The sequence below is a fragment of the Ramlibacter sp. P4_H7 genome (genome assembly GCF_056400765.1).
This window is the reverse complement of the sequence record NZ_JBFUKP010000007.1, coordinates 22,724-43,116: the sequence shown is the minus strand read 5'-3', so window position 1 is coordinate 43,116 and position 20,393 is coordinate 22,724. Positions and strand designations below refer to the sequence as shown.

Below are 20,393 nucleotides of genomic sequence, written 5' to 3'. Positions count from 1 at the left end.
TTGGGAGTGCCTTGCATTCTAGGGGGCGCCCGCGCAGGAACATGTCCGGAAACGGCCAGTCCCGGTCCGGGCGCTGCGTATCATGACCCCATGAACCCGGTCGAACCCGCCCTGAGCCCCGATGCCTGCTACCTCGCACTGAAGGCGAAGGATGCGCGCTTCGACGGCAGCTTCTTCACGGGCGTGACCAGCACCGGCATCTACTGCCGTCCCGTGTGCCGGGTGCGCACGCCGCGGCGTGAGAACTGCCGCTTCTTCGCCCATGCGGCGCAGGCCGAAAGCGCCGGTTTCCGTCCCTGCCTGCGCTGCCGTCCGGAGCTGGCGCCGCAGGCGCTGCGCTGGTCACTGCAGGATGCAAGCGCCGTGCTGGCCCAGCAGGCCGCCCGCCTGCTGGACGAACCGGAAGCGTGGGGCGGCGACACGCCGTCGGTGGAACTGCTCGCGCAGCGGCTGGGCATCAGCGACCGGCACCTGCGCCGGATCTTCGAGGCGCAGCTGGGCGTGTCGCCGCTGCAGTACCTGCAGACGCGGCGGCTGCTCAGCGCCAAGCAGCTGCTGGCCGACACCGCCCTGCCGATCACGCAGATCGCGCTCGTCAGCGGCTTCGGCAGCATCCGCCGCTTCAACGCCGCGTTCACGGCGCACTACGGCCTGAGTCCCGGCGCGCTGCGGCGCGAGGGCACCCAGCGCGATGCCTTCGCGCTGGTGCGGCTGGGCTACCGCCCGCCCTACGACGTGGAGGCGATGCTCGGCTTCTTCCGCACGCGCGCCATCGAGGGGCTGGAGGCCGTGACCGATCGAACCCTGTCGCGCACGCTCGCCCTCGACGCCCACGGCCGGCGCTGGGAAGGCTGGCTCAGCATGGCCTTCGACGAGGCGCACTGCCAGGTGCTGCTGCGCGTGAGCGAATCGCTGCACGGCGTGCTGCCACTGGTGATCCGCCGCGTGCGCGCCGCGCTGGACCTGGATGCCGACCCGCACGCGATCAACGCCCGGCTGCACGGCAGCTTCCCGCTGGGCGACGGCCTGCGCGTGCCGGGCGCGCTCAGCGGCTACGAGCTGGCGGTCCGCGCGGTGCTGGGCCAGCAGATCACCGTGGCGGCGGCACGCACGCTGGCGCAACGGCTGGTGCATCGTTTCGGCACGCCGATCGAAACGCCGGACCCGGCCCTGCGGCACCTGTTCCCGGCACCGGAAGTGCTGGCCGCGGCGTCAGGCGATGCGCTCGGTTCGCTGGGCATCGTGCGGCAGCGGCAGGGCGCGATCGTCGCGATCGCGCGCGCGGTCGCCGAAGGCGGCCTCACGCTGCACGCGGGCGCCGACGTTCCGGCGACGACCGCGGCGCTGAAGGAGCTGCCGGGCATTGGCGACTGGACGGCGCAGTACATCGCGATGCGCGCGCTGCGCTGGCCCGACGCCTTCCCCGCGGGCGACGTCGCGCTGCACAAGGCGCTGGGCGTGCAGCAAAGCAAGCAGCCGGCGCGCGAGGCCGAGGCGGCGTCGCAGGCCTGGAAACCCTGGCGCAGCTATGCCGTCGTGCGCGCATGGAGCGCCCTCTCCCAAGGAGTCTGAGATGGAACACAACACGGTGCGCGTCTGCACGCGCTACGAAAGCCCCCTGGGCACCATGCTGGTGGCCGCCAGCGACACGGGCATTGCCGGTGTCTGGTTCGACGGCCAGCGCCACGGGCCCGACAGCAGCGGCTGGCGCGAGGACCCGCAGCACCCGGTGCTGCGCGAGGCGGTGGCGCAGTTGCGGGCGTACTTCGCCGGCGAGCGCGACGGGTTCGACCTGCCGCTGGACCTGGACGCCGGCACGCCCTTCCAGCGCAGCGTGTGGAGCGCGCTGCTGGCCATCCCGCGCGGTGCGACGACCAGCTATGCGCAGCTGGCGCGCCAGCTGGGCCGGCCGCAGGCGGCACGCGCCATCGGTGCCGCCGTCGGGCGCAATCCCGTGAGCATCGTCGTGCCCTGCCACCGTGTACTGGGCACGGGCGGCAGCCTCACGGGTTACGCGGGCGGACTGGAACGAAAGACCGCGCTGCTGCGGCTCGAAGGCGCACTGTCCCACTGACGCGATGCCGGTTTCCTCTGTCGTCGATTTCATCGCGCTGGCCGCGATCTGGGGTTCGTCCTTCCTGTTCATGCGGCTCGCGGTCGTGGAGTTCGGGCCGCTGCCCACGGCGGCGATGCGGGTCGGCATCGCCGCCGTGTTCCTGCTGCCGCTGATGCTGGCCAAGGGCCATGGCAAGGTGTTCCTGCGCCACTGGCCCGCGATCTGCCTGGTCGGCATCCTGAACTCCGGAATCCCGTTCTTCCTGTTCTCGTTCGCGTTGCTGTCCATCACCACCGGGCTCTCGGGCGTCCTCAATGCCACGGTGCCGTTGTTCGGTGCGCTGGTTGCGTGGGTCTGGCTGAAGGACCGACCGACCGGTTCGCGCATCGCCGGACTGGCCGTGGGCTTCCTGGGCGTGGCGATGCTGGCGTGGGACAAGGCCAGCTTCCAGCCGAATGCGGCCGGCATCGCGCCGGCCTGGGCCGTGCTGGCCTGCCTGCTGGCGACGACCTGCTACGCCTTCGCCGCCAGCGCGACCAAGCGCTACCTCACGGGGCTGCCGCCGCTGGCGACGGCCACCGGCAGCCAGGTCGGCGCGGCCGTTGCGCTGGCGCTGCCCGCCGCGTGGCTGTGGCCGGTGGAGCGGCCCGGATCGCAGGCCTGGCTGTCGCTGCTGGTGGTCGGTGTCCTGTGCACCGGCATCGCCTACGTGCTGTACTTCCGCCTGATCGAGCAGGCGGGCCCGGCGCGCGCGCTGGCCGTGACCTTCGTGGTGCCGGTGTTCGCGATCCTGTACGGCGTGCTGTTCCTCGGCGAGCAGGTGACGCCCTGGATGCTGGTGTGCGGCGCGGTGATCGTGTGCGGCACGGCCCTAGCCACCGGCCTGCTCAAGCTGCCGTCGCTGAGGACGCAGCCGTGAATTCGGCGCGCCGGATCAAGCTGCGGCTCGCCGCCACCAAGCCGCGCAATCCGCTGGTGAGCGCGGCGGCACAACGCAAGGCGGGGTCGCATCGCAAGTCGCGCGCGGCCGAGCGCCAGGCGGACAAGGCCCAGCTGCGCAAGCAGCTCAAGGACTTGTGACGGTGGCTTAGAAGCGCGGCAGGTCGGTCAGGCGCCGGCCGGGCCGCTCGCCGACGGCGGCCAGCGATTCCGTGCCTTCGGACATCACGTCCACCTTGACCTCGGAGCCCATCTGCAGGGTGCCGCGCTCGGTCGGGAACAGCGTGACGACGGTGTCGCCCTCCACCAGGCGGTCCACCACCTCGACCAGGCGCGTGGGCGCGGGCCGCAGGTCCCAGTGTTCCAGGCTGGGATCGACCATGCCCATCATCACTTCGCTCACCTGGCTGCCTTCCAGGCGAACGGCCGTGATGGCGTAGAGCACGCTGGGCGCCGGGCCGCCGGGGAAGGCGGGCGTGAGCGCGGCCATGCGCGAAGAGGCAATCGATTTCTCAACCATGCGGCACATTGTGGTCAGCCACGGGGTCCGCACGATAAGCCGACCCCGCGTGGAAGCGTGGGAGAGTGCCTACCATGGGCCGTACACTGGCGCCCTTTCCCATGTCCGCCGCAGTCCCTTTCCCCGTTTCCGGGCCCGCGCTGACGCGCGCGCACGCGCGCCGGTTGCGCGACGCCTACCGGTCCGCCGGCTGGCCCTGCCAGGATGCGCTGGAGATCGACCTGCTGGCCGCCGGCCTGCTGGAGCGCGTGCGCTCGGGCGACGGCCACGAGACGCTGCGCGTCACCGATGCCGGCGTGCAATGGCTGGCCACCGTGCTCGCGCGCAACCGCGCGGCGCTGTCGGCGCACGAGGCGCTGGTGCAGCGGGTCGCGCAGGAAATGGCGCGCGCCGGACGCCTGGCGTGGACCGGCCTGAGCCTGCGGGCGCAGGTCGCCACCGGCGAGACGGCCAAGCCGCTGCGCTGGTGCATCGCGCGGCCGGACGTCTTCTCGATCCGCCACACCTCGGTGGAAAGCTACGTCGAACCGATCGTGCACGAGATCAAGGTGCGGCGCTCCGACCTGCTGGCCGACCTGCGCCAGGAAGCCAAGCGCGCGGCTTACCGCGACCTCGGCGAATGCTGGTACGTGCTGGGCAACGACGGCCGCGGGCGCGCGATCGGCGAACCGGACGAAGTGCCCGGCGAGTGCGGAGTCATGGTGCTGCGCGCGGACGGCGGCTTCAGCGTCGCCCGCCCCGCGCTGCGACCGGCGCGCGCGGGACTGCCCTTCGGCGTGTGGATGGCGCTGGCCAAGGCAACGCCGATTCCGCACGCCGACGAGGACGCGCAGGGGCTGCTGGACGCGTCCAACTAGCGTACGCGGCCCCAACTGGGGCTACTGCTTGGGATGCTCCAACTTGCCGGGCGGCGGGTCGTTCTTCGCGCGCTCGTGCCCCTTCTCCGGGTCCATCGGATTCGACACCGGCTCGGGGTTTCCAGGCTTGGGCGGATCCGTGGGCGCCGGGATGGGCGGGGGCGCGTTCCAGTTCATGCGGGTCCCGGCTTCACTCGCGCTCAGGCTTGCGCGCGGGCCGTTCCTCGCGAGCGGGTTCGCCGCTGGAGAGGCCGTCGCTCGGGATGTCGTCCTCGGGGACGAAGGTGGGCTCCTCGCGATCGAGGCCAGGCGCGGGGGGCGTGATGCCCTGGGGCGTGCGGACGGTGGGCATGGGGAACTCCTCTGGATCAGATCGTGGGTTTGGTCACCCCGGGCTCCTCCGGTTCGGCCGGCGGCAGGGCCTGGCCGAATTCAGGCTCCACCGGCAACTGCGACGGGTTGGAGCGCGGCGTGTCCGTGTCGCCCGGCTCGGGATCCGGCTCGACAGGATGGGTGGGCGGATGGGAGGTGGCCATGGTCAGAACGGGCTCTTCGGGTTCAGCGTCAGGTCGCGGGGAACGGTGGCCGTGCCCTGCTGCACGTCTGGCTCGCCGGACTCGTCCACGCGCGCGGAGAAACCGTCGTCCAGGCTGTCGTTGAGCGGCTCGCCCGCCCGCAGGCTCGGATCGATGTCGTGATGGTTCATGGCAGCCTCCATGCGTCCATGGTGACCCGCGAGCCGGCGCCGTTCGTTCGGAGACGGGGCCGTGTCGCTGTAGTCCTGCGGGCCGAAGCTCAGTGCTTGTCGTCGCCGAAGCGCTGCTGCGCCTCGCGGCGCACCACGTTGCTCGGCTCGTGCGTGAAAGGCAGGCGGGGCAGCCCGATCAGGGCCTGCAGCCGGGCGTGCGCCCGGTCCATGTCGGCACCGATCATGGCGAGCGCCACCTCGTGGGTGGGATCGGACTGGGCGATCTCCATGTAAGCATTGCGCAGGCGCTGGTAGTCGGCGTCGGCGCGCGCGACTTCATCCTGCAGCGCCAGCACCTGGGCATATTCGGCGCGGCTGTAGCGCATGGTGTTCCTCCCGGAGCCCGGGGCCCGGTGGTCGTCGGCGGCTGCGGCGCGGGCGTGCGGTCCGTTCCTCGTGCTCATGCGGACCATCCTAGGAACTATCGCACGCCCGCGCTGTAGGACGAGGCGCAAACCCGCTGCCCTCTGCCCGCATCGCGCGTGCAAAAGGGCGCACGCCACGCTGCAGAGCCAGCACGGAAGGGCTGCGAATGGGTCAGTCGAACTTGACGTTGTTCTCGCGCACGGTCGCGACGAAGCCGTCGTACTGCCGGCGGAAGAACGCAGCGAAATCGTGCGGCGTCATGCCGTAGCTGGCAAAGCCTTGCGCGACGAGCTGGTCGCGCACTTCCGGGCGTGCCAGGGCGGCGCGCAGTCCGGCGCTCAGCTTCTCCGTCGCATCGGCCGGCAAGCCGGCCGGGCCGAAGAAGCCCGCCCAGGGAGTGATGGTCAGCTTGCCGATGCCCAACTCGGCCGCGGTCGGCACATCGGGCAGCAGCGGACTGCGTTTGGGCAGCAAGGTCACCAGCGCCCTGGCCTTGCCTTCCTTGACGAAGGTGGGCATCAGCGTGCCGGTGGAGAAGATCATGGAGATCTGCCCGCTCGCCAGGTCGGTGAGCGCCTGCGCATCGCCCTTGTAGCGGGCGTTGACCACCTTGGCGCCGCGGGTGGACAGCAGCTGCAGCATCGCGAGTTCGGCGGCGCTGTTGCTGGAGGCGGAGGTGTACTTGCCCGGATGGGCGGCCACCAGGTCCAGGAACTCGGCCAGGTCCTTCGCGGGGATGGTGGGCGCGATGGCCAGGAACATCGAGAACTCGCCGGCGGAGCTGATCGGCACGAAGGCCTTGAACGGGTCGTACGGCGGGTTCGGGCGCAAGGCGGGCACCGCGACCATCGAGGTGTTGGTGCCCATGAGGATGGTCGCGCCGTCCGCCGGCGCGCGCATCACTTCCTGTGCCGAGATGATGCCGTCGGCGCCCGGCTTGTTGTCCACGATCACCTGCTGCCCCAGCTCCGCGGCCAGGCCCTTCGCGATGATGCGCGTCATCACGTCCGCGGCACCGCCGGGCGTGAAGCCGACCACGATGCGCACCGGCTTGCCTGCGGCGACCTGGCCGAATGCGGTGGGCCACGCTGCCGCTGCGGCGGCGGCCGCCAGGCCCTGTAGCGCCTGCCGGCGGCGAATGCTGCTGTCCATCTCGTGTCTCCTGGTTCTCTTGAATCCCGTGCGCTTCAGGACTTGCGCGTGACCGTCACGATCCCCTGGTCGGCGTCGACGCGCACCCAGTCGCCGGTGCGGATCACCGAGAGCGGGTCGATGTCGAAGTCCGTCATCGCCGGCGCATGGCTGACCACCGCGCCCAGCGCCACCTTGGTCGTCATCTGGTTGAACAGCCAGGCCGCCGGTGCGGTGCCCATCACGCGCGCCAGGTGGAACTGCGCCGACCAGCCGGAGGACCCCTTGGCGCCGGGAAACACCAGCACCTTGCCGGCAAAGCTCTGGCCGCGCAGTTCGTGCCGCGTTTCGACGACGGTGCCGGTGCGCGGGTCCACCCCGCCCCAGCCGGAGATCGGCTCGTTGGTGACGAGCGCCTCGCCTTCGGCGACGCCGGGCACGACCTTGCGGCCGCGGATCACGATCGTCTCGCCTGCCTGCGCGACGGGGGAAGTTTCCGAAGGGACTGCGGTGTTCATGCGGCGCTCCAGCGACCGGTGCAGGCCGCATCGATGCATTGCGCGGTGGTGCCGAACCAGGCCTGCACGCCCAGGATGGCGGGCAGGTAGTGCGCCTGCTTGGCGGAGTCCAGCGCCACGACCTTGGTGCCGGGCGGAACCGCGCGGCTCATCGCGGAGCAGCTGTCGGTCATGATCTTGCCGCCCGCGTCCTCGATGATCTGCGTGTAGCCGTTGCGCGTCGCCACTTCCTTGATCGCGCGCGGCGTCCAGATCCAAAGCGCGGAGTCCGCGTGCACCTTGCGGCCCTCGATCAGCTGCGCGGCTTCCCAGATCTGCTCGATCGTGTAGTGCGGGCAGCCCAGCATCACGTAGTCGACCTTGCGGTCGTGGCCGGTGGCATTGATGCGCTCCAGCGTCGCGGCCCGTTCGCGCGCGCCGTAGTGCCGCGTCTCGGTCGGCTTGTTGCCTCCGTAAGCCTGTTCGGCGGTGTTCGCTTCCGGCGTGATGCCCACCAGGTGGAACATCTCGACGCCACCGGACGAGGACGCCGCGGCGCCGAAGTGCTTGAGCTTGGGCAGGTTGGGCACCTGGCCCACGCCAGTGATCACCGGAACGCGCTCCTGCACCCACTCGCCCATCCAGTAGCCGAACAGGCCCCAGTCCTCCACCGTCTCCACCGGGATGTCGAGATGGATGCCCAGCGTGCCGCGCCGGTACTCGTCGCGGTGGAAGCCCCAGTCGGGGATGCGGCAGGTGAGCATGGCGGCGCCGACGCTTTCCCGGCCTTCGGTGTTGGTGCGCCCGCCCAGCACCGAGTTGCAGTACACGACGGCCGATGATTCCATCCAGGCGCAGTGCTCGCCCCGCGTCGGCACGTTGCCGACCTGGTAGGGCGTGCAGGTGTTGAGGATCTGCACGCCCAGGCGCGCGGTCTCGGCCTCGCTCTTCTTGTAGAAGCGGACCATCTCCTCGGACAGCCCCATCTCCTTCGGATGGTGCGGATCGAAGCCGAGCTGCAGGTGCGAGGTGAAGGCCTTGACCTTGGGGATCTGCACCACTTCCGCGCTGTCCAGGCTGAACTCGCTGAACACCGCGTCCATGCCGCCCTTCTCCAGCGCGAAGTCGCGCATGAAGGGCGTGGTGGCCGTGACGGTTCCGGTCACGTTGTGCGTCTCGACCAGGTTCTCGGCGCCGAGCGCCTCGCCGTAGCGGATCAGCAGGTCCATCGCCTTGGCGACGGCGGCGCCGCCCTCGCCGTCGCGCATGGCCTTTTCGACGTCGGTCAGGCGCATGCCTGTGCTCCCGCCAGGGTGGCAGCCTTCTCCTGCGTGGCCCGCAGGTAGACGCCTTGCCGCAGCAGTTCCTGCTGCAGGGTCGGCACGTCGACATGGCGCGGCTGCACGCCCTGCGCGACGGCCAGCGCAGCGGCCGCGCCGGCGGCCTGGCCGGTGATCCAGCACTGCGGGATCTCGCGCATGAAGCCGTGCGAGTTGCGGTCGCAGGAGACGTGGCGGCCGCAGGCCAGCAGGCCGTCGAGCTGCTCGGGCACCAGCGCGCCGTAGGGGATGGAGATGTTGGGGAACTTGGGCGAGACCGCCGGCGTCACGCCCACCTCGTCCCACAGCGCCGTGCCTTCGGGCCAGCGGCTGCGCAGCACCGCGTCGACGCCCGTGAGGCGGCGCGCGTGGCGCACGCCGATCTGCGGCGCCGACAGCATCATGTACGCATCCTCGAAGCCGGGCGCGTGCTGGCGGTAGTACGCGAGGTGCGATGCCATCGCGCGGTGCGAGCGCACCTCCACCGCGGTGAGGTCGTCGACGTCGAGCGCGGAGTAGCCCGACTGGCGCGGCCCCATGAACAGCGCGATGTCGTCGCGCCAGGACACGAAGGGACGCTCGAACAGGCCGCACTCCTCGCGGCCGCCGGCCATGAAGGCCTGGAAGCCCTCGGGGTTGCCGCCGCGGAACGCGATCCACTTGTTCATGTCGACGCCGCCGAACAGCCAGGCGGTGTTCATGCAGTGGTGCACGTCTTCCTGCTCGATGTCGTTGACGTAGGCCGCGCCGGCACGCGCGAACAGGTCGCCGTCGCCGGTGGCGTCCACCACAACCTTGGCGCGGATCGCCATGCGGCCTTCCTTGCTCTCGAAGGTGGCGCCGCAGACCTTGCCGTCTTCCATCAGCGGCATCGCCGCCCATGAGTGGTACACCAGCTTCACGCCGCGCTCGATCATGATTTCCTGCGACAGCAGCTTCAGGCGCTCGGGATCGATGGTGGGCGACCAGGTGACCACGCCGTGGTACGCGGCGGTGCGAAAGGACCAGTGGTGCGCCTTGGACGGGTCCTTCGAGCCCCAGTCTTCCGGTGCCGGGCCGGCCACGGCATCGGCGGGCAGGCGGTCGAACAGTTCCTCGGCGAATCCGCGGATCACCAGCTGGCCTTGCCAGTCGGTCATGCGATCGATCCAGATCACCAGGCCGCCGGTGGAGAGACCGCCGAGGTGGTTGTAGCGCTCCAGCAGGACGACGTCGGCACCGGCACGCGCAGCGGCCGCCGCGGCGGCGGTGCCCGAAGGGCCGCCGCCGACCACCAGCACGTCGCACTGCCGGTACAGCGGAATATCGCGTCCGGGTTCGTGGACGGTGCCCAGCTGCGGGCGCGGCGGCTTGGCATCGCGTTCGAAGATGTCGGACTGCAGGATGCGCTCGTCGCCGCGCACGGCGGTCTTCATCCGGGGCTTGTCGGTGCTCATGGTCATGGGTTGGTTGTGCGGGTGAGCACGGCGCCTTGCGACAGCGGGCCCACGTTGCGGCGGTAGATCTGCAGCCAGCCGCGGTCGAACTGCTTGGCGGGCGGCTGCCATTCGAGGCGGCGCTGCTGCAGCACCGCATCGTCGACTTCGAGGTCGACGCGGCGGGTGTCGAGGTCGATGGTGACGGTGTCGCCATTGCGCACCAGCGCGAGCGGCCCGCCGAGCGCGGCCTCGGGCGCAACTTCGGCAACGACCAGGCCTTTGCACACCAGCCCGGAGAGGTGGCCGTCGGTGAGCATCGCGACGTGATCGCCCAGGCCGGCGCCGTCGATGGCGAACACCACGCGCGAGGCGCCGCCGCCCATGGCGGGACCGCCGCACGCGCCGGCGCCACGCATCACGATGACTGAGCCGCGCGGCACCGTCTTCTCGCGCAGCGCCGCGACGGCTGCGTCGGAGGTGTCGAAGCACAGGGCGGGGCCGCTGAAGCGGCGCACCTTGCGCTCCGCGATGCCGGGCTTGGTGAGCGCGCCTTCGGGCGCCAGCGAGCCGCGCATCAGCACGATGGCCGGCCGCGGCGCCACCGGGCGCGAGACGGGACGGATCACTTCCGCGTTGCCGACCTGCACCTCGCGCAGGTTGTCCGCAACGCTGCGGCCGGTGACGGTCGTCACGTCGCCGTCGAGCAGCGGCTGCAATTGCTTCATCAGTGCGCGGCAGCCCCCGGCCGCCTCGAATTCCTCGATCAGGTGCTCGCCGATCGGACGGATGCCGGCCAGCACCGGCGTCTCGGGGCCCAGCCGCTCAAAGAGGCCGTAGACGTCCACGCCGTTCTCCGCTTCGGTGGCCACCGCCTGCAGGTGCTTCACCGCGTTGAGCGAGCCGCCGATGGCCAGCACCGCCTTCACGGCGTTCGAGAACGCGCCGGGCTGGAGGATGTCGCGCGGCTTGAGGTCGTCCCACACCATCTGCACGATGCGCTCGCCGGCGGACTTCGCGTCGGCGAACATCTTCGGCGACAGCGCCGCCACCGGCGCGCTGCCGGGCAGCGCCATGCCGAGCGCCTCGCAGACGACGTGCATGGTGTTGGCGGTGCCGAGGCCCGAGCAGACGCCGGGCGACCGGATCGCGCAGCGGCTCATGCCGATGACGTCCTCGGTCGACGTGCCGCCGCCGATCTGCGCGTGCATCGAGTGGATGAAGACCTCCTCGATGTCGACGTGCTCGCCCTTGTATTCGCCACTGGCCTGGTAGCCGCAAGGCACCATGACGGTGGGCACGTTCAGGCGCGCCGCCGCCATCAGTTGGCCCGGCACCGTCTTGTCGCAGGAGGTCAGGCAGACCATGCCATCGAGCTGCGCGCCTTCCACGGCCGCCTCGATGTCGTTGGTGACGAGGTCGCGCGCCGCCAGCATGTAGGCGCCGCGCGCGCCCGCGCCGGTCACGAAGTCGCTGGGCGCGGCCGTGCGGATCTCGAAGGGCACGCCACCGGCGGCGCGGATCGCCTCCTTCACCACCTTGGCGACCTGGTCGAGGTGGCTGTAGCAGGCAGCCAGCTCCGAGCTGCTGTTGACCACGGCGATCTTGGGCTTCTCGCAATCCTCTTCCGGAATGCCCATCGCCTGCCACTGCGCATTGCGCACGGCCCAGAGATAGGAGCCCCTCGGAAAATTGCTGCGCAGCTTGCGCGCCGGTGCGGTCATGGATGCGGTCTCCTGGATGTCGTGGTCAGCGGGGTTCGGGCACGTGGCCGCCGAGGTCGGCGGCCAGCGCCTTGGCCATCTTCAGCAGCTTGGGCGCGACCACCTGGCGCAGGTGGTCCTCGGTGTAGACGAAGGCCGCGGTTCCGCAGTTGAGCGCCATGATTTCGCCGCTCGGTCCCACCAGCGGCACCGAGACGGAATTGATTTCACGGTGGAACTCGCCGGCGGAGATGCTGAAGCCGACGTGGTCGGCTTCTTCCAGCGAGCGCTTCAGCCCCGGCTCCAGCGCCGCCCAGTCGCTGCCGCGCGCGAGCCGCAGCGATTCGATCAGGTGCTGGCGCTCCTCGCTCGGCAGTGCCCACAGGTAGGCGCGCCCCAGCGCGGAGTTGGCGATCGGTGCGCGCGACCCGACGTCCAGGCGCGGCGCCAGCATGGTCGTGCGCGGACGACAGGCCTCGATCAGCACCATGTCCAGTCCATCGGGCACGGCCAGGTACACGGAGCCGCCGGCGTCTTCGGCCAGCGCCTGCATGTGCGGCCGCGCGATCGCGCGCACGTCGAGGCCGGCGAGGAAGACCCGGGCCAGCGACACGACGCCCGGACCCAGCATGTAGCGGTCGCCCTCCGGCTCCTGTTTCATCAGGCCGAGCGTGACGAGGGTGGACGCGAGGCGCGTCACCGTCGGACGCGGCACGCCCGTGAGGCGCGACAGTTCCGTGGACGTCAGGGAGCGGCGCAACTCGGTGAAGCAGCGCAGCACCGCGATGCCGCGCTCCAGCGCACTGACCGTGTCCGGCCGCTGCTGAGCCAGGCTGTCCTTGTCCTCCGTTGCGTCCATCTTGCATATTTTGGACGCGACGCTCAAAATAGTAAAGAGTTTCAGCCAGTTTTGACGTCGAACAAGACCAGGAGACAAGGAAAATGGTTGAGAAAAGCATTTCGCGGCGCCGCTTCGCCGCCTGGGTAGGCTGCGCGGCGGTGCTGCCGCCGCTGGCCGGCACCGCACAGACCGCCTTCCCGCAACCGGGGCGGCCGATTCGCATCGTGGTCGGCCTGGCCGCCGGCGGCTCGCTGGACAGCCAGGCGCGCGCAGTGGCGCGCCGGCTGACCGAAGTCGCCGGCACGCAGGTGATCGTGGACAACAAGCCGGGCGCCAGCATGATGCTGTCGGCCAGCGAGGTCCTGCGCGCGCAACCAGATGGCTACACGTTGCTGTACGCGCCCTCGTCCCTGTTCGCGCAGAACCCGCACACGCTGTCCAGCGTGCCCTACGACCCGTTCAAGGACTTCACGCCGATCACGCTGGCGGCGCGCGGCCCGCTGGTGCTCACGGTGCACCAGTCGCTGCCGGTGCAGAACGCGAAGGACCTCGTGGCGTGGGCGAAGGCCCATCCGGGCCAGCTCAATTTCGCCTCCTTCGGAACCGGAACGTCCTCGCACATCTACGCCATCGCGTTCGCCAAGGCGGCCGGCATCCAGGTGACGCACGTCCCCTACAAGGGCACGGCCGAAGCCGCGCGGGACCTGCTGGAGGGCCGCGTGCAGGCCTACTTCGATGCGGCGCCCACCGCGATCCAGAACGCCGCGACCGGCCGGATCCGCATGGTCGGCGTCGCCTCGCCCAAGCGCATGCCCGCGGCGCCCGACGTGCCGACCTTCACCGAGCAGGGGATCCCCGGCATGGACCTGACCAGCTGGATCGCCTTCGTCGGTCCCGCGAAGATGCCGCCGGAACTGGTCGCCCGCCTGAATGCGTTGCTGGTGCAGTCACTCGACGCGCCCGACGTGAAGGACTTCTATGCCAGGGGCGCCTGGGAAGCCGCGCCCTCCAGCCCGGCGGAGCTGAGCCACGAAATGCACGTGGCCTACGACCGCTGGGGCCAGATGATCAAGCAGATCGGTTTCGAGAAACAGTAGGTACCCGACTCCCCATGAAGCTCCTGCAGAACCTCCTCGCCATCGCCGCGTGCGCCGTGCTGCCCTTCGCCGCAAGCGCCCAGGCGCCCTTCCCTTCCAAGCCCGTGACCCTGATCGTGCCGAACGCCCCCGGCGGCGCGATCGACATCCTCGCGCGCCTGCTCGAACGCAACCTGAGCGACACCTGGAAGCAGCCGGTGATCGTGCAGTACAAGCCGGGCGCCGGCACGGTCATGGGCACGGACTTCGTTGCCAAGTCGCCGCCGGACGGGCACACGATCGGCCTGGTGATCACGGGCCACATGATCAACCCCAGCCTGCGCAAGAACATGCCGTTCGACACGCTGAAGGACCTGTCGGGCGTGTCGCTGCTCGCGATCTCGCCGATCGTCATCACGGCCAACCCCAAGCTGCCCGCGAGCGACGTGAAGGAGCTGATCGCGCTGGCGAAGAAGGACAAGCTCAGCTACGCGTCGCCCGGAAGCGGCAGCTCCATGCACCTGGGCGCCGAGCTGCTGAAGTCCACGGCCGGCATCGACATGCTGCACACGCCGTACAAGGGCTCGGGCGGCGCCTATCCCGACGTGATGGCCGGGCGCGTGGACCTGCTGTTCGATCCGCTGTTCTCCTCGCTGCCGCACATCAAGTCCGGCGGGCTGAAGCCGATCGCCATCCTGAGCGCGAAGCGTTCGACTATCGCCCCGGAGATCCCCACCGTGGCCGAGACGCTGCCCGGCTTCACGGTGGACAGCGTGTTCGGCGCCGTGGTGCCTTCCGGCACGCCGCGCGACGTGGTGCACAAGCTCAGCGCGGACATGAACAAGGTGCTGCAGTCGCCCGAAGTGAAGCAGCGCATGGCGGACATCGGCCTGTCACCGGTCGGCAACACGCCGGAGCAATTCGACGCCTACATCCGCGCCGAGATCCCGAAGTGGGCCAAGGTGGTGAAGAACTCCGGCGCGACGGCGGACTGAGCTGGCGATGAAACGAATTCATTCGATGATGCCGTCCCGCCGCGCCTTGCTGTGCGCACTGGCCGCCGCGCTGCCGCTTGCCGTTGGCGCGCAGGGCGCTGGCGAAGCCTGGCCCGACAAGCCGGTGAAGCTGATCGTGCCCTTCACCGCCGGCGGACCGACCGACACGGTCGCGCGCCTGCTCGCCACCCAGCTGCAGGCGACCTGGAAGCAGCCGGTGGTGGTCGACTACAAGCCGGGCGCCGGCACCGTGCTCGGAACCGCGCTGGTCGCCAAGGCCCCGGCCGACGGCTACACGCTGGGCATGGCGATCTCCGCGCTGACCATCAATCCCAGCCTGCAAGCGAACCTGCCCTACGACACCCGCAAGGACATCGTCGGGGTCTCGCAGGTCGCCCAGGCGCACTTCGGCCTGTTCGCCCATCCTTCGCTGCCGGCGAACACCGTGCCGGAGCTGATCGCGTACGCGAAGAAGAATCCCGATGCCCTGAGCTTCGCGACGCCCGGGGCGGGCACCGGCACCCATCTCGCGGGCGAGATGCTCGCGCACATGGCGGGCATCCACATGGTCCACGTGCCTTACAAGGGCAGCGCGCCGGCGCAGCAGGACGTGATCGGCGGCCGCGTGCCGCTGCTGTTCGACATCCTGTATTCCTCGATGCCCTTCGTGAAGGACAAGCGGCTGAAGGTGATCGCGCTGTCCAGCCCCAGGCATGCGGTTTCCAATCCGGAGATCCCGCTGATCGCCGACACCGTTCCCGGCTTCAGCGCGATGAGTTCCATCGGCGTGATCGCCCCGGCGGGCCTGCCACCGGCGCTGCTGCAGAAGATCAGCGCCGACATCGCGCAGGCGGTGCGCAGCGCCGAGATGGGCGCGCGCATGGCGCAGCTGGGCCTGGAGCCCGTGGGGTCCAGCGCCGAGCAATACAACCAGCAGATCCGCCAGGAGATCGACAAGTGGGCGGGCATCGTGAAGACCGCGAACATCAAGATCGAGTGAAGGAAAGAGACCCGATGGCCCTGCAACTGAAACCCCTGCAGCCCTTCGCGGCGGAGGCGAGCGGGATCGACCTGCGCCAGCCGCTCACCCAGCAACAGGTGAAGGAGATCGAGCACGCGATGGACACGCACGCGGTGCTCGTGTGGCGCGACCAGCCCCTGAGCCAGGACCAGCAAATCGCGTTTGCGAAGTCGCTCGGTCCGCTGGACCTGGGCCTGCGCAAGCTCAAGGGCGGCCCGCACCGTTTCAAGTATGCGGAGCTGGCCGACATCTCCAACGTCAAGGTGGACGGCGAAGTCGCCGGCCGCGAGCACGCCAAGATCGTGGGCAACGTGGCCAACCAGCTCTGGCACAGCGACAGTTCTTTCCAGAAGCCGCGCGCCAAGTACTCCATGCTCTCGGCCGTCACGGTGCCGGAATTCGGCGGCGAGACCGAGTTCGCCGACCTGCGCATGGCTTTCGACGCGCTGCCCGAATGGCGCAGGCGGCAGGTGGAAGGCCTGGAGGCGGTGCATTACGCGCTGCACTCGCGCTTCCTGCTGGGAGACACCGGGTACACCGAGGAGCAGCGCAACAGCATCCCGCCCGCGACCTGGCCCCTGGTGCAGACGGACCCGCGTTCCGGCCGCAAGATCCTGTTCGTCGGCGTGCATGCCTGCGAGGTCCAGGGCATGACCCTCGCCGAAGGCCGCATGCTGCTGATGGACCTGCTGGAGCACGCCACCCAGCGGCAGTTCGTGGTCCAGCATCACTGGCGAGTCGGTGACCTGGTGATGTGGGACAACACGGCCACCGTGCACCGCGGCCGCTGGTTCGACTTCTCCGAACGGCGCGAGCTTCGCCGGGCAACGACCGAGGAAGTGCCGGCCTGAGCCGGCGAAACATCCCGCATTCGGGCCGCGTCTTGATTTTTGCTAAGGCTGCGTCAGCCGCGCGGAACGGCCGAGCCTTGCGCGCCCCGAACGTGCAGCAGTGCGATGGTCGCCTGCCCCAACGTACGGAGCATTCCATGCTGAGAGCAAACCCCTGGACCCTGGCACTGGTCGTCGCGGCCGCCGCCCTGGCGGCCGCCGCCGCCCCCGCAGTTCTTGCCGCCGGCGCGCCCCCGGCCGCGCATGCGCACGACGGAGCGCCAGGCGCGACCCTCAAGCTGGACCACGGCCGCAAGTGGGCTTCGGACGCGCCGCTGCGCGACGGCATGGGACGCATCCGTGGGCTGCTCGCCCCGAAGGTCGCGGGCGCGCATGCAGGCACAATGGGGACGGCAGAGTACGCCGCCCTCGCGGGCCAGGTGGAGGTGGAAGCGGGCAAGATCGTCGCCAACTGCAAACTGCCGCCCGAGGCGGACGCAGTGCTCCATGGCGTGCTGTCCGACCTCATGGCCGGGACCGACGCCATGGCCGGCCGCGGCAAGGCCACGGCCCCGCGCGACGGCTTCGTGAAGGTGGTGGCTGCCGTGAACGACTACGGACGCACCTTTGAACATCCCGGCTGGAAACCCATCCGCTGAACGCCGCGCCGGGAACCGCGCCGTCCCGGCACTCGCGCTGCTGAAGGCCCTGCCCCTGTTCAAGGCGCTCGACGCGGCCGCCCTCGCGCGCCTCGCCGCGGCCACCGAGCGCCGCCTGTTCGCACGCGGCCAGCGCGTGTTCGCCCGCGGAGACGATCCCACCGGCCTGTACGTGCTCGTGCATGGCCAGGTCCGGTTGCTTGGCCGCGCCCGCAGCGGCGGTGAGCGCCTGGCCGGCGTGGTGCAGCCGGGCCACAGCTTCGGCGAGCCCGTGATGTTCCTCGAACGCCCCGCGCTGGTCGATGCCGAGGCCGCCACCGATGCGCTGGTGCTGCACCTGCCCAAGGAGGTCGTGTTCGACGAGATCGAGCGCAACCCGCGCTTCGCGCGCAGGTTGATCGCGGGACTCAGCGCCCGGCTGGAAGCCCTGGTGCAACAGCAGGAGCGCCACGAGCTCGGAGGCGGCCGCGCCCGCCTGGCCGGCTACCTGCTGCGCCAGGCCGGCGAGCGCGTCGACGTCCCCTTCACCCTGCCGGCGGCCAAGGCCGCCGTCGCGGCCCACCTGCGCCTGACGCCCGAGCATTTCTCACGGCTGCTGCACGAGCTCGCCGGCGAGCGGCTGCTGCGCGTGGAAGGTCGCCGCATCACCTTGCTGCAGCCCTCCCGGCTGGCAGCCCTGGGCCATTAGGAAAGCATGACGAACCCCCGTATCGCGCTCATCCATGCAACGCCGCTAGCGGTCGAGCCCATCCGCGCCGCCTTCGAGCGCCACTGGCCGCAGGCGCGCCGAATGAACCTGCTGGACGACAGCCTCTCGGTGGACCGCGCACAGGACGGGCACCTCACGGACGCGATGGTCCGGCGCTTCACCGACCTCGCTGGCTACGCGCAGCGCACGGGCTGCGACGCCATCCTGTTCACCTGCTCGGCGTTCGGGCCGGCGATCGAGGCGGCGGGTCGCGCGACCGGGTTGCCCACGCTGAAGCCGAACGAGGCGATGTTCGAGCAGGCGCTCGCACTGGCTCCGGCCGGCCGCCCACTGCGCCTGGGGTTGCTGGCTACCTTCGAAGCCTCGATCGCCTCGATGGCGGCGGAACTGCAGCAGCTGGCGCGCGAGCGCGCCGTGCCGATCGAACTGCACAGCGTGTTCGTGCCGCAGGCGATGGACGACCTCGCGCAGGGCCGCGCGGCCGACCACCACCGCAGGATCGCCGAGGCCGCGCGTCCGCTGGCAGACTGCGACGCGCTCATGCTGGCGCAGTTCTCGATGGCGGCAGCCGCCCCCGCGGTGCAGGCGCAATGCCCCTGCGCCATCCTGAGCAGCCCCGATTGCGCGGTGCTCGCGCTTCGCCAAAGAATCGCCCATGCCTGAAACCCGCCTGCCCGCCGAGCGCATCTGCCGCTTCCTCACCACCGCGCTGGAGCGCCTGGGCCTGCCCGCGAACGACGCCCTCACCGTCGCCGAGCTCATGACCGAAGCCGAAGTGCAGGGCTCCGACGGCCACGGCGTGATCCGCCTCGTGCCGTATGCGCGCCGCATCCGCGCGGGCGGCATCAACCTGCGGCCGACCATCCGCGTCCTCAAGGAAAAGGCCGCGATGGCCCTGATCGACGGCGACAACGGCATGGGCCACCTGGTGATGAAGCAGGCCACCGAACTGGCGATCACCAAGGCGCGCCAGTGCGGCGTGGCCTGGGTCGGTTCGCGCATGTCGAACCACGCCGGGCCGGCCTCGCTCTACGCGCGCATGGCGCTGCCGCACGACATGGTCGGCATGTACTTCGCCGTGGGCAACGCGAACCACCTGCCGCCCTGGGGCGGGCTGGACATGCTGCTGTCCACCAACCCGATCGCGGTGGCCGTGCCCGCGGGCGAGGAGCCGGCCGTGGTGCTGGACATGGCCACCACCGTCGCCGCCTACGGCAAGGTCAAGGCCAAGGCGCAGCGCGGCGAGCAGATGCCCGTGGGCTGGATGATCGACCGCCAGGGCGAGCCGCTGACCGATCCGAAACGCGCCGACGAGGGCTTCCTCATGCCCATCGGCGGCTACAAGGGCTACGGCCTGGCGATGGTCGTGGGCCTGCTCGCCGGCACGCTCAACGGCGCCGCCATGGGCACCGAAGTGATCGACTTCAACAAGGACCAGGCCACCATCACCAATACCGGCCAGGCCATCCTGGTGATCGACCCCGCTGCCTTCGGCGAGGTCGATGCCTTCAAGGCCCGGGTCGACAAGCTGGTGCGCGAACTGCGCGGCAGCGAACGCATGCCGGGCGTGGAGCGCATCTGGATGCCGGGCGAGCAGAGCCATGCCAAGCGCCTCGCGAACGAACGCGACGGCCTCGCGCTGCCGCCCGCCCTGCGCACGCAGCTGGACGACTTCGCCCGCGAAATCGGCATCCCGCTGCTGCAGGACACGCCATGAACAGGAGACTCCCCATGATTTCCCGCCGCTTGCTTCTCGCGCTGCTGCCCGCGCTCTGCGCCACCGGCTTCGCGCATGCCCAGGCGCCCTGGCCCAACAAGCCGATCCGCATGATCGTGCCGCTGGCCGCCGGCAGCGCGGTCGACAACGCGGCGCGCATCGTCGCGCAGAAGATGGCGCAGAACCTGGGCCAGTCCATCGTGATCGACAACCGTCCGGGCGCGGCCGGCCTGATCGGCGCCGGCGAAGTCGCCAAGGCGGCGCCCGACGGCTACACGCTGGGCGGCTTCAACGACAGCATCATGACCATGCTGCCGAACATGAACCCGAAGATGCCCTGGGACATCCTCAAGGACTTCGAGCCGGTGTCGCTGGTGGCGACGGTCGAATGGGGCCTGGTGGTCAACGCGGAGGCGCCGGAGAAGACCGCCGCCGACCTGATCGCCGCCGCGAAGAAGGATCCGGGCAAGCTCAACTACGGGTCCGGCGGCAACGGCAGTCCGCAGCACATCGCGATGGCGCTGTTCGCCTCCCAGGCCGGCGTGCAGATGAAGCACGTGCCCTACAAGGGCGCGACGCAGGCGGCGATGGGCGTGGCGGGCAAGGAAGTCGATGCGGCCTTCCAGGGCATCGCGACGGTGAGCTCGCTCATCAAGGCAGGCAAGCTGCGGCTGGTGGGCGTCACGACGCCGCGCCGCATGGCGCAGTTCCCGGACGTGCCGACGGTCTCCGAGTCCGGCCTGCCCGGCTTCGAGTTCAACTCCTGGTTCGCGCTGATGGCGCCCGCGGGCACGCCGAAGGACATCACGCACCGGCTGGCGACCGAGATCCAGAAGGCGCTGGCCGATCCCGACGTGCGCGAGAAGCTCAACGCGCAGGGCCTGACGCCGCGCGGCACCACGCCGGAGGAACTGGGCACGGCGATGCGTGCGCAGCTGGCCAAGTACGGCGCCCTCATCCGGCAGAACAACATCACCGCCGACTGAGGGCGGCG

Annotated in this window: 26 protein-coding genes; 14 read left to right on the top strand and 12 right to left on the bottom strand. The window is 70.3% G+C overall.

The features are described 5' to 3' along the window. Window positions 1–90: 90 nt before the first annotated feature. From AC1DSA_RS11735 to AC1DSA_RS11720, 4 genes are read left to right on the top strand one after another with little or no spacing between them, the layout of a single operon-like run. Complete coding sequence (locus AC1DSA_RS11735) at window positions 91–1,572, top strand: AlkA N-terminal domain-containing protein (RefSeq protein ID WP_477889255.1); 1,482 nt, start codon at window positions 91–93, stop codon at window positions 1,570–1,572. Between the two features lies 1 nt (window position 1,573). After that, window positions 1,574–2,074, top strand: coding sequence for a methylated-DNA--[protein]-cysteine S-methyltransferase (locus AC1DSA_RS11730; RefSeq protein WP_477889253.1), 501 nt, complete (start codon window positions 1,574–1,576; stop codon window positions 2,072–2,074). A gap of 4 nt (window positions 2,075–2,078) precedes the next feature. Then, on the top strand, window positions 2,079–2,975 hold the full coding sequence (locus tag AC1DSA_RS11725; protein ID WP_477889251.1) for a DMT family transporter: 897 nt from the start codon (window positions 2,079–2,081) through the stop codon (window positions 2,973–2,975). Then, entirely contained in the window at window positions 2,972–3,136 is a 165-nt protein-coding gene (locus tag AC1DSA_RS11720) for a hypothetical protein (RefSeq protein ID WP_477889249.1), read from the top strand. The genes AC1DSA_RS11725 and AC1DSA_RS11720 overlap by 4 nt, the downstream gene beginning before the upstream one ends. Before the next feature lie 7 nt (window positions 3,137–3,143). Here AC1DSA_RS11720 and AC1DSA_RS11715 read toward each other — a convergent pair whose 3' ends face one another. Next, complete coding sequence (locus AC1DSA_RS11715; RefSeq protein ID WP_477889247.1) at window positions 3,144–3,515, bottom strand: hypothetical protein; 372 nt, start codon at window positions 3,513–3,515, stop codon at window positions 3,144–3,146. A 101-nt stretch (window positions 3,516–3,616) separates the two neighbouring features. On the opposite strand from AC1DSA_RS11715, the gene AC1DSA_RS11710 reads away from it, so the two are divergent. Next, on the top strand, window positions 3,617–4,372 hold the full coding sequence (locus AC1DSA_RS11710; protein WP_477889245.1) for a hypothetical protein: 756 nt from the start codon (window positions 3,617–3,619) through the stop codon (window positions 4,370–4,372). A 21-nt stretch (window positions 4,373–4,393) separates the two neighbouring features. Here AC1DSA_RS11710 and AC1DSA_RS11705 read toward each other — a convergent pair whose 3' ends face one another. The 11 genes from AC1DSA_RS11705 to AC1DSA_RS11655 all read right to left on the bottom strand — a co-directional run bounded on the left by AC1DSA_RS11705 (window position 4,394) and on the right by AC1DSA_RS11655 (window position 12,410). Then, a complete protein-coding gene (locus AC1DSA_RS11705; protein WP_477889244.1) occupies window positions 4,394–4,549 on the bottom strand; it encodes a hypothetical protein in 156 nt (51 codons plus the stop codon). Window positions 4,550–4,562: 13 nt separating this feature from the next. Beyond that, entirely contained in the window at window positions 4,563–4,724 is a 162-nt protein-coding gene (locus AC1DSA_RS11700) for a hypothetical protein (protein WP_477889242.1), read from the bottom strand. 16 nt (window positions 4,725–4,740) lie between these two features. Further along, window positions 4,741–4,908, bottom strand: coding sequence for a hypothetical protein (locus tag AC1DSA_RS11695; RefSeq protein WP_477889240.1), 168 nt, complete (start codon window positions 4,906–4,908; stop codon window positions 4,741–4,743). A gap of 2 nt (window positions 4,909–4,910) precedes the next feature. Continuing rightward, window positions 4,911–5,078, bottom strand: coding sequence for a hypothetical protein (locus AC1DSA_RS11690; RefSeq protein WP_477889238.1), 168 nt, complete (start codon window positions 5,076–5,078; stop codon window positions 4,911–4,913). Between the two features lie 89 nt (window positions 5,079–5,167). After that, a complete protein-coding gene (locus tag AC1DSA_RS11685) occupies window positions 5,168–5,524 on the bottom strand; it encodes a hypothetical protein (protein ID WP_477889236.1) in 357 nt (118 codons plus the stop codon). 133 nt (window positions 5,525–5,657) lie between these two features. Then, on the bottom strand, window positions 5,658–6,638 hold the full coding sequence (locus AC1DSA_RS11680; RefSeq protein ID WP_477889234.1) for a Bug family tripartite tricarboxylate transporter substrate binding protein: 981 nt from the start codon (window positions 6,636–6,638) through the stop codon (window positions 5,658–5,660). Window positions 6,639–6,673: 35 nt separating this feature from the next. Then, window positions 6,674–7,135 carry an aconitase X swivel domain-containing protein gene (locus tag AC1DSA_RS11675; protein WP_477889232.1) on the bottom strand — a complete coding sequence of 154 codons (462 nt, stop codon included), beginning with the start codon at window positions 7,133–7,135 and terminating at the stop codon, window positions 6,674–6,676. Further along, a complete protein-coding gene (locus AC1DSA_RS11670) occupies window positions 7,132–8,409 on the bottom strand; it encodes an aconitase X (RefSeq protein WP_477889231.1) in 1,278 nt (425 codons plus the stop codon). The genes AC1DSA_RS11675 and AC1DSA_RS11670 overlap by 4 nt, the downstream gene beginning before the upstream one ends. Further along, entirely contained in the window at window positions 8,400–9,875 is a 1,476-nt protein-coding gene (locus AC1DSA_RS11665; RefSeq protein ID WP_477889229.1) for an FAD-dependent oxidoreductase, read from the bottom strand. Before AC1DSA_RS11665 ends, AC1DSA_RS11670 begins: the two co-directional genes overlap by 10 nt. Continuing rightward, window positions 9,872–11,572, bottom strand: coding sequence for a dihydroxy-acid dehydratase (gene ilvD / locus AC1DSA_RS11660; protein WP_477889227.1), 1,701 nt, complete (start codon window positions 11,570–11,572; stop codon window positions 9,872–9,874). Before ilvD ends, AC1DSA_RS11665 begins: the two co-directional genes overlap by 4 nt. A 25-nt stretch (window positions 11,573–11,597) precedes the next feature. Continuing rightward, window positions 11,598–12,410 (bottom strand): IclR family transcriptional regulator, encoded by an 813-nt coding sequence (locus AC1DSA_RS11655; protein WP_477889225.1) that lies wholly within the window; start codon window positions 12,408–12,410, stop codon window positions 11,598–11,600. A gap of 83 nt (window positions 12,411–12,493) precedes the next feature. Here AC1DSA_RS11655 and AC1DSA_RS11650 point away from each other — a divergent pair, with 83 nt between their 5' ends. From AC1DSA_RS11650 to AC1DSA_RS11610, 9 genes are all read left to right on the top strand, one after another. Continuing rightward, the gene (locus AC1DSA_RS11650; RefSeq protein WP_477889223.1) at window positions 12,494–13,489 is read left to right on the top strand and encodes a Bug family tripartite tricarboxylate transporter substrate binding protein; all 996 of its coding nucleotides are present in this window, start codon (window positions 12,494–12,496) and stop codon (window positions 13,487–13,489) included. A 14-nt stretch (window positions 13,490–13,503) separates the two neighbouring features. Beyond that, a complete protein-coding gene (locus AC1DSA_RS11645) occupies window positions 13,504–14,463 on the top strand; it encodes a tripartite tricarboxylate transporter substrate binding protein (RefSeq protein WP_477889221.1) in 960 nt (319 codons plus the stop codon). Window positions 14,464–14,470: 7 nt separating this feature from the next. After that, window positions 14,471–15,463: a tripartite tricarboxylate transporter substrate binding protein gene (locus tag AC1DSA_RS11640; RefSeq protein ID WP_477889219.1), complete on the top strand. Its 993-nt coding sequence runs from the start codon at window positions 14,471–14,473 to the stop codon at window positions 15,461–15,463. Between the two features lie 14 nt (window positions 15,464–15,477). Continuing rightward, window positions 15,478–16,335 carry a TauD/TfdA dioxygenase family protein gene (locus AC1DSA_RS11635; RefSeq protein ID WP_477889217.1) on the top strand — a complete coding sequence of 286 codons (858 nt, stop codon included), beginning with the start codon at window positions 15,478–15,480 and terminating at the stop codon, window positions 16,333–16,335. Between the two features lie 137 nt (window positions 16,336–16,472). Then, entirely contained in the window at window positions 16,473–16,973 is a 501-nt protein-coding gene (locus AC1DSA_RS11630) for a hypothetical protein (RefSeq protein WP_477889216.1), read from the top strand. After that, the gene (locus AC1DSA_RS11625) at window positions 16,942–17,661 is read left to right on the top strand and encodes a Crp/Fnr family transcriptional regulator (RefSeq protein ID WP_477889214.1); all 720 of its coding nucleotides are present in this window, start codon (window positions 16,942–16,944) and stop codon (window positions 17,659–17,661) included. The genes AC1DSA_RS11630 and AC1DSA_RS11625 overlap by 32 nt, the downstream gene beginning before the upstream one ends. Window positions 17,662–17,667: 6 nt before the next feature. Beyond that, window positions 17,668–18,345 (top strand): aspartate/glutamate racemase family protein, encoded by a 678-nt coding sequence (locus AC1DSA_RS11620; protein ID WP_477889212.1) that lies wholly within the window; start codon window positions 17,668–17,670, stop codon window positions 18,343–18,345. Then, complete coding sequence (locus tag AC1DSA_RS11615) at window positions 18,338–19,399, top strand: Ldh family oxidoreductase (protein ID WP_477889210.1); 1,062 nt, start codon at window positions 18,338–18,340, stop codon at window positions 19,397–19,399. The genes AC1DSA_RS11620 and AC1DSA_RS11615 overlap by 8 nt, the downstream gene beginning before the upstream one ends. A gap of 14 nt (window positions 19,400–19,413) precedes the next feature. Further along, a complete protein-coding gene (locus tag AC1DSA_RS11610) occupies window positions 19,414–20,385 on the top strand; it encodes a Bug family tripartite tricarboxylate transporter substrate binding protein (protein WP_477889208.1) in 972 nt (323 codons plus the stop codon). The last annotated feature ends 8 nt before the right edge of the window (window positions 20,386–20,393 follow it).

Bases quoted from the DNA above. Each gene is read 5' to 3' on its own strand.
- AC1DSA_RS11735 (WP_477889255.1), top strand. From the start codon at position 91: ATGAACCCGGTCGAACCCGCCCTGAGCCCCGATGCCTGCTACCTCGCA.
- AC1DSA_RS11730 (WP_477889253.1), top strand. From the start codon at position 1,574: ATGGAACACAACACGGTGCGCGTCTGCACGCGCTACGAAAGCCCCCTG.
- AC1DSA_RS11725 (WP_477889251.1), top strand. From the start codon at position 2,079: ATGCCGGTTTCCTCTGTCGTCGATTTCATCGCGCTGGCCGCGATCTGG.
- AC1DSA_RS11715 (WP_477889247.1), bottom strand. From the start codon at position 3,515: ATGGTTGAGAAATCGATTGCCTCTTCGCGCATGGCCGCGCTCACGCCC.
- AC1DSA_RS11710 (WP_477889245.1), top strand. From the start codon at position 3,617: ATGTCCGCCGCAGTCCCTTTCCCCGTTTCCGGGCCCGCGCTGACGCGC.
- AC1DSA_RS11705 (WP_477889244.1), bottom strand. From the start codon at position 4,549: ATGAACTGGAACGCGCCCCCGCCCATCCCGGCGCCCACGGATCCGCCC.
- AC1DSA_RS11700 (WP_477889242.1), bottom strand. From the start codon at position 4,724: ATGCCCACCGTCCGCACGCCCCAGGGCATCACGCCCCCCGCGCCTGGC.
- AC1DSA_RS11695 (WP_477889240.1), bottom strand. From the start codon at position 4,908: ATGGCCACCTCCCATCCGCCCACCCATCCTGTCGAGCCGGATCCCGAG.
- AC1DSA_RS11690 (WP_477889238.1), bottom strand. From the start codon at position 5,078: ATGAACCATCACGACATCGATCCGAGCCTGCGGGCGGGCGAGCCGCTC.
- AC1DSA_RS11685 (WP_477889236.1), bottom strand. From the start codon at position 5,524: ATGAGCACGAGGAACGGACCGCACGCCCGCGCCGCAGCCGCCGACGAC.
- AC1DSA_RS11680 (WP_477889234.1), bottom strand. From the start codon at position 6,638: ATGGACAGCAGCATTCGCCGCCGGCAGGCGCTACAGGGCCTGGCGGCC.
- AC1DSA_RS11675 (WP_477889232.1), bottom strand. From the start codon at position 7,135: ATGAACACCGCAGTCCCTTCGGAAACTTCCCCCGTCGCGCAGGCAGGC.
- AC1DSA_RS11670 (WP_477889231.1), bottom strand. From the start codon at position 8,409: ATGCGCCTGACCGACGTCGAAAAGGCCATGCGCGACGGCGAGGGCGGC.
- AC1DSA_RS11665 (WP_477889229.1), bottom strand. From the start codon at position 9,875: ATGACCATGAGCACCGACAAGCCCCGGATGAAGACCGCCGTGCGCGGC.
- ilvD (WP_477889227.1), bottom strand. From the start codon at position 11,572: ATGACCGCACCGGCGCGCAAGCTGCGCAGCAATTTTCCGAGGGGCTCC.
- AC1DSA_RS11655 (WP_477889225.1), bottom strand. From the start codon at position 12,410: ATGGACGCAACGGAGGACAAGGACAGCCTGGCTCAGCAGCGGCCGGAC.
- AC1DSA_RS11650 (WP_477889223.1), top strand. From the start codon at position 12,494: ATGGTTGAGAAAAGCATTTCGCGGCGCCGCTTCGCCGCCTGGGTAGGC.
- AC1DSA_RS11645 (WP_477889221.1), top strand. From the start codon at position 13,504: ATGAAGCTCCTGCAGAACCTCCTCGCCATCGCCGCGTGCGCCGTGCTG.
- AC1DSA_RS11640 (WP_477889219.1), top strand. From the start codon at position 14,471: ATGAAACGAATTCATTCGATGATGCCGTCCCGCCGCGCCTTGCTGTGC.
- AC1DSA_RS11635 (WP_477889217.1), top strand. From the start codon at position 15,478: ATGGCCCTGCAACTGAAACCCCTGCAGCCCTTCGCGGCGGAGGCGAGC.
- AC1DSA_RS11630 (WP_477889216.1), top strand. From the start codon at position 16,473: ATGCTGAGAGCAAACCCCTGGACCCTGGCACTGGTCGTCGCGGCCGCC.
- AC1DSA_RS11620 (WP_477889212.1), top strand. From the start codon at position 17,668: ATGACGAACCCCCGTATCGCGCTCATCCATGCAACGCCGCTAGCGGTC.
- AC1DSA_RS11615 (WP_477889210.1), top strand. From the start codon at position 18,338: ATGCCTGAAACCCGCCTGCCCGCCGAGCGCATCTGCCGCTTCCTCACC.
- AC1DSA_RS11610 (WP_477889208.1), top strand. From the start codon at position 19,414: ATGATTTCCCGCCGCTTGCTTCTCGCGCTGCTGCCCGCGCTCTGCGCC.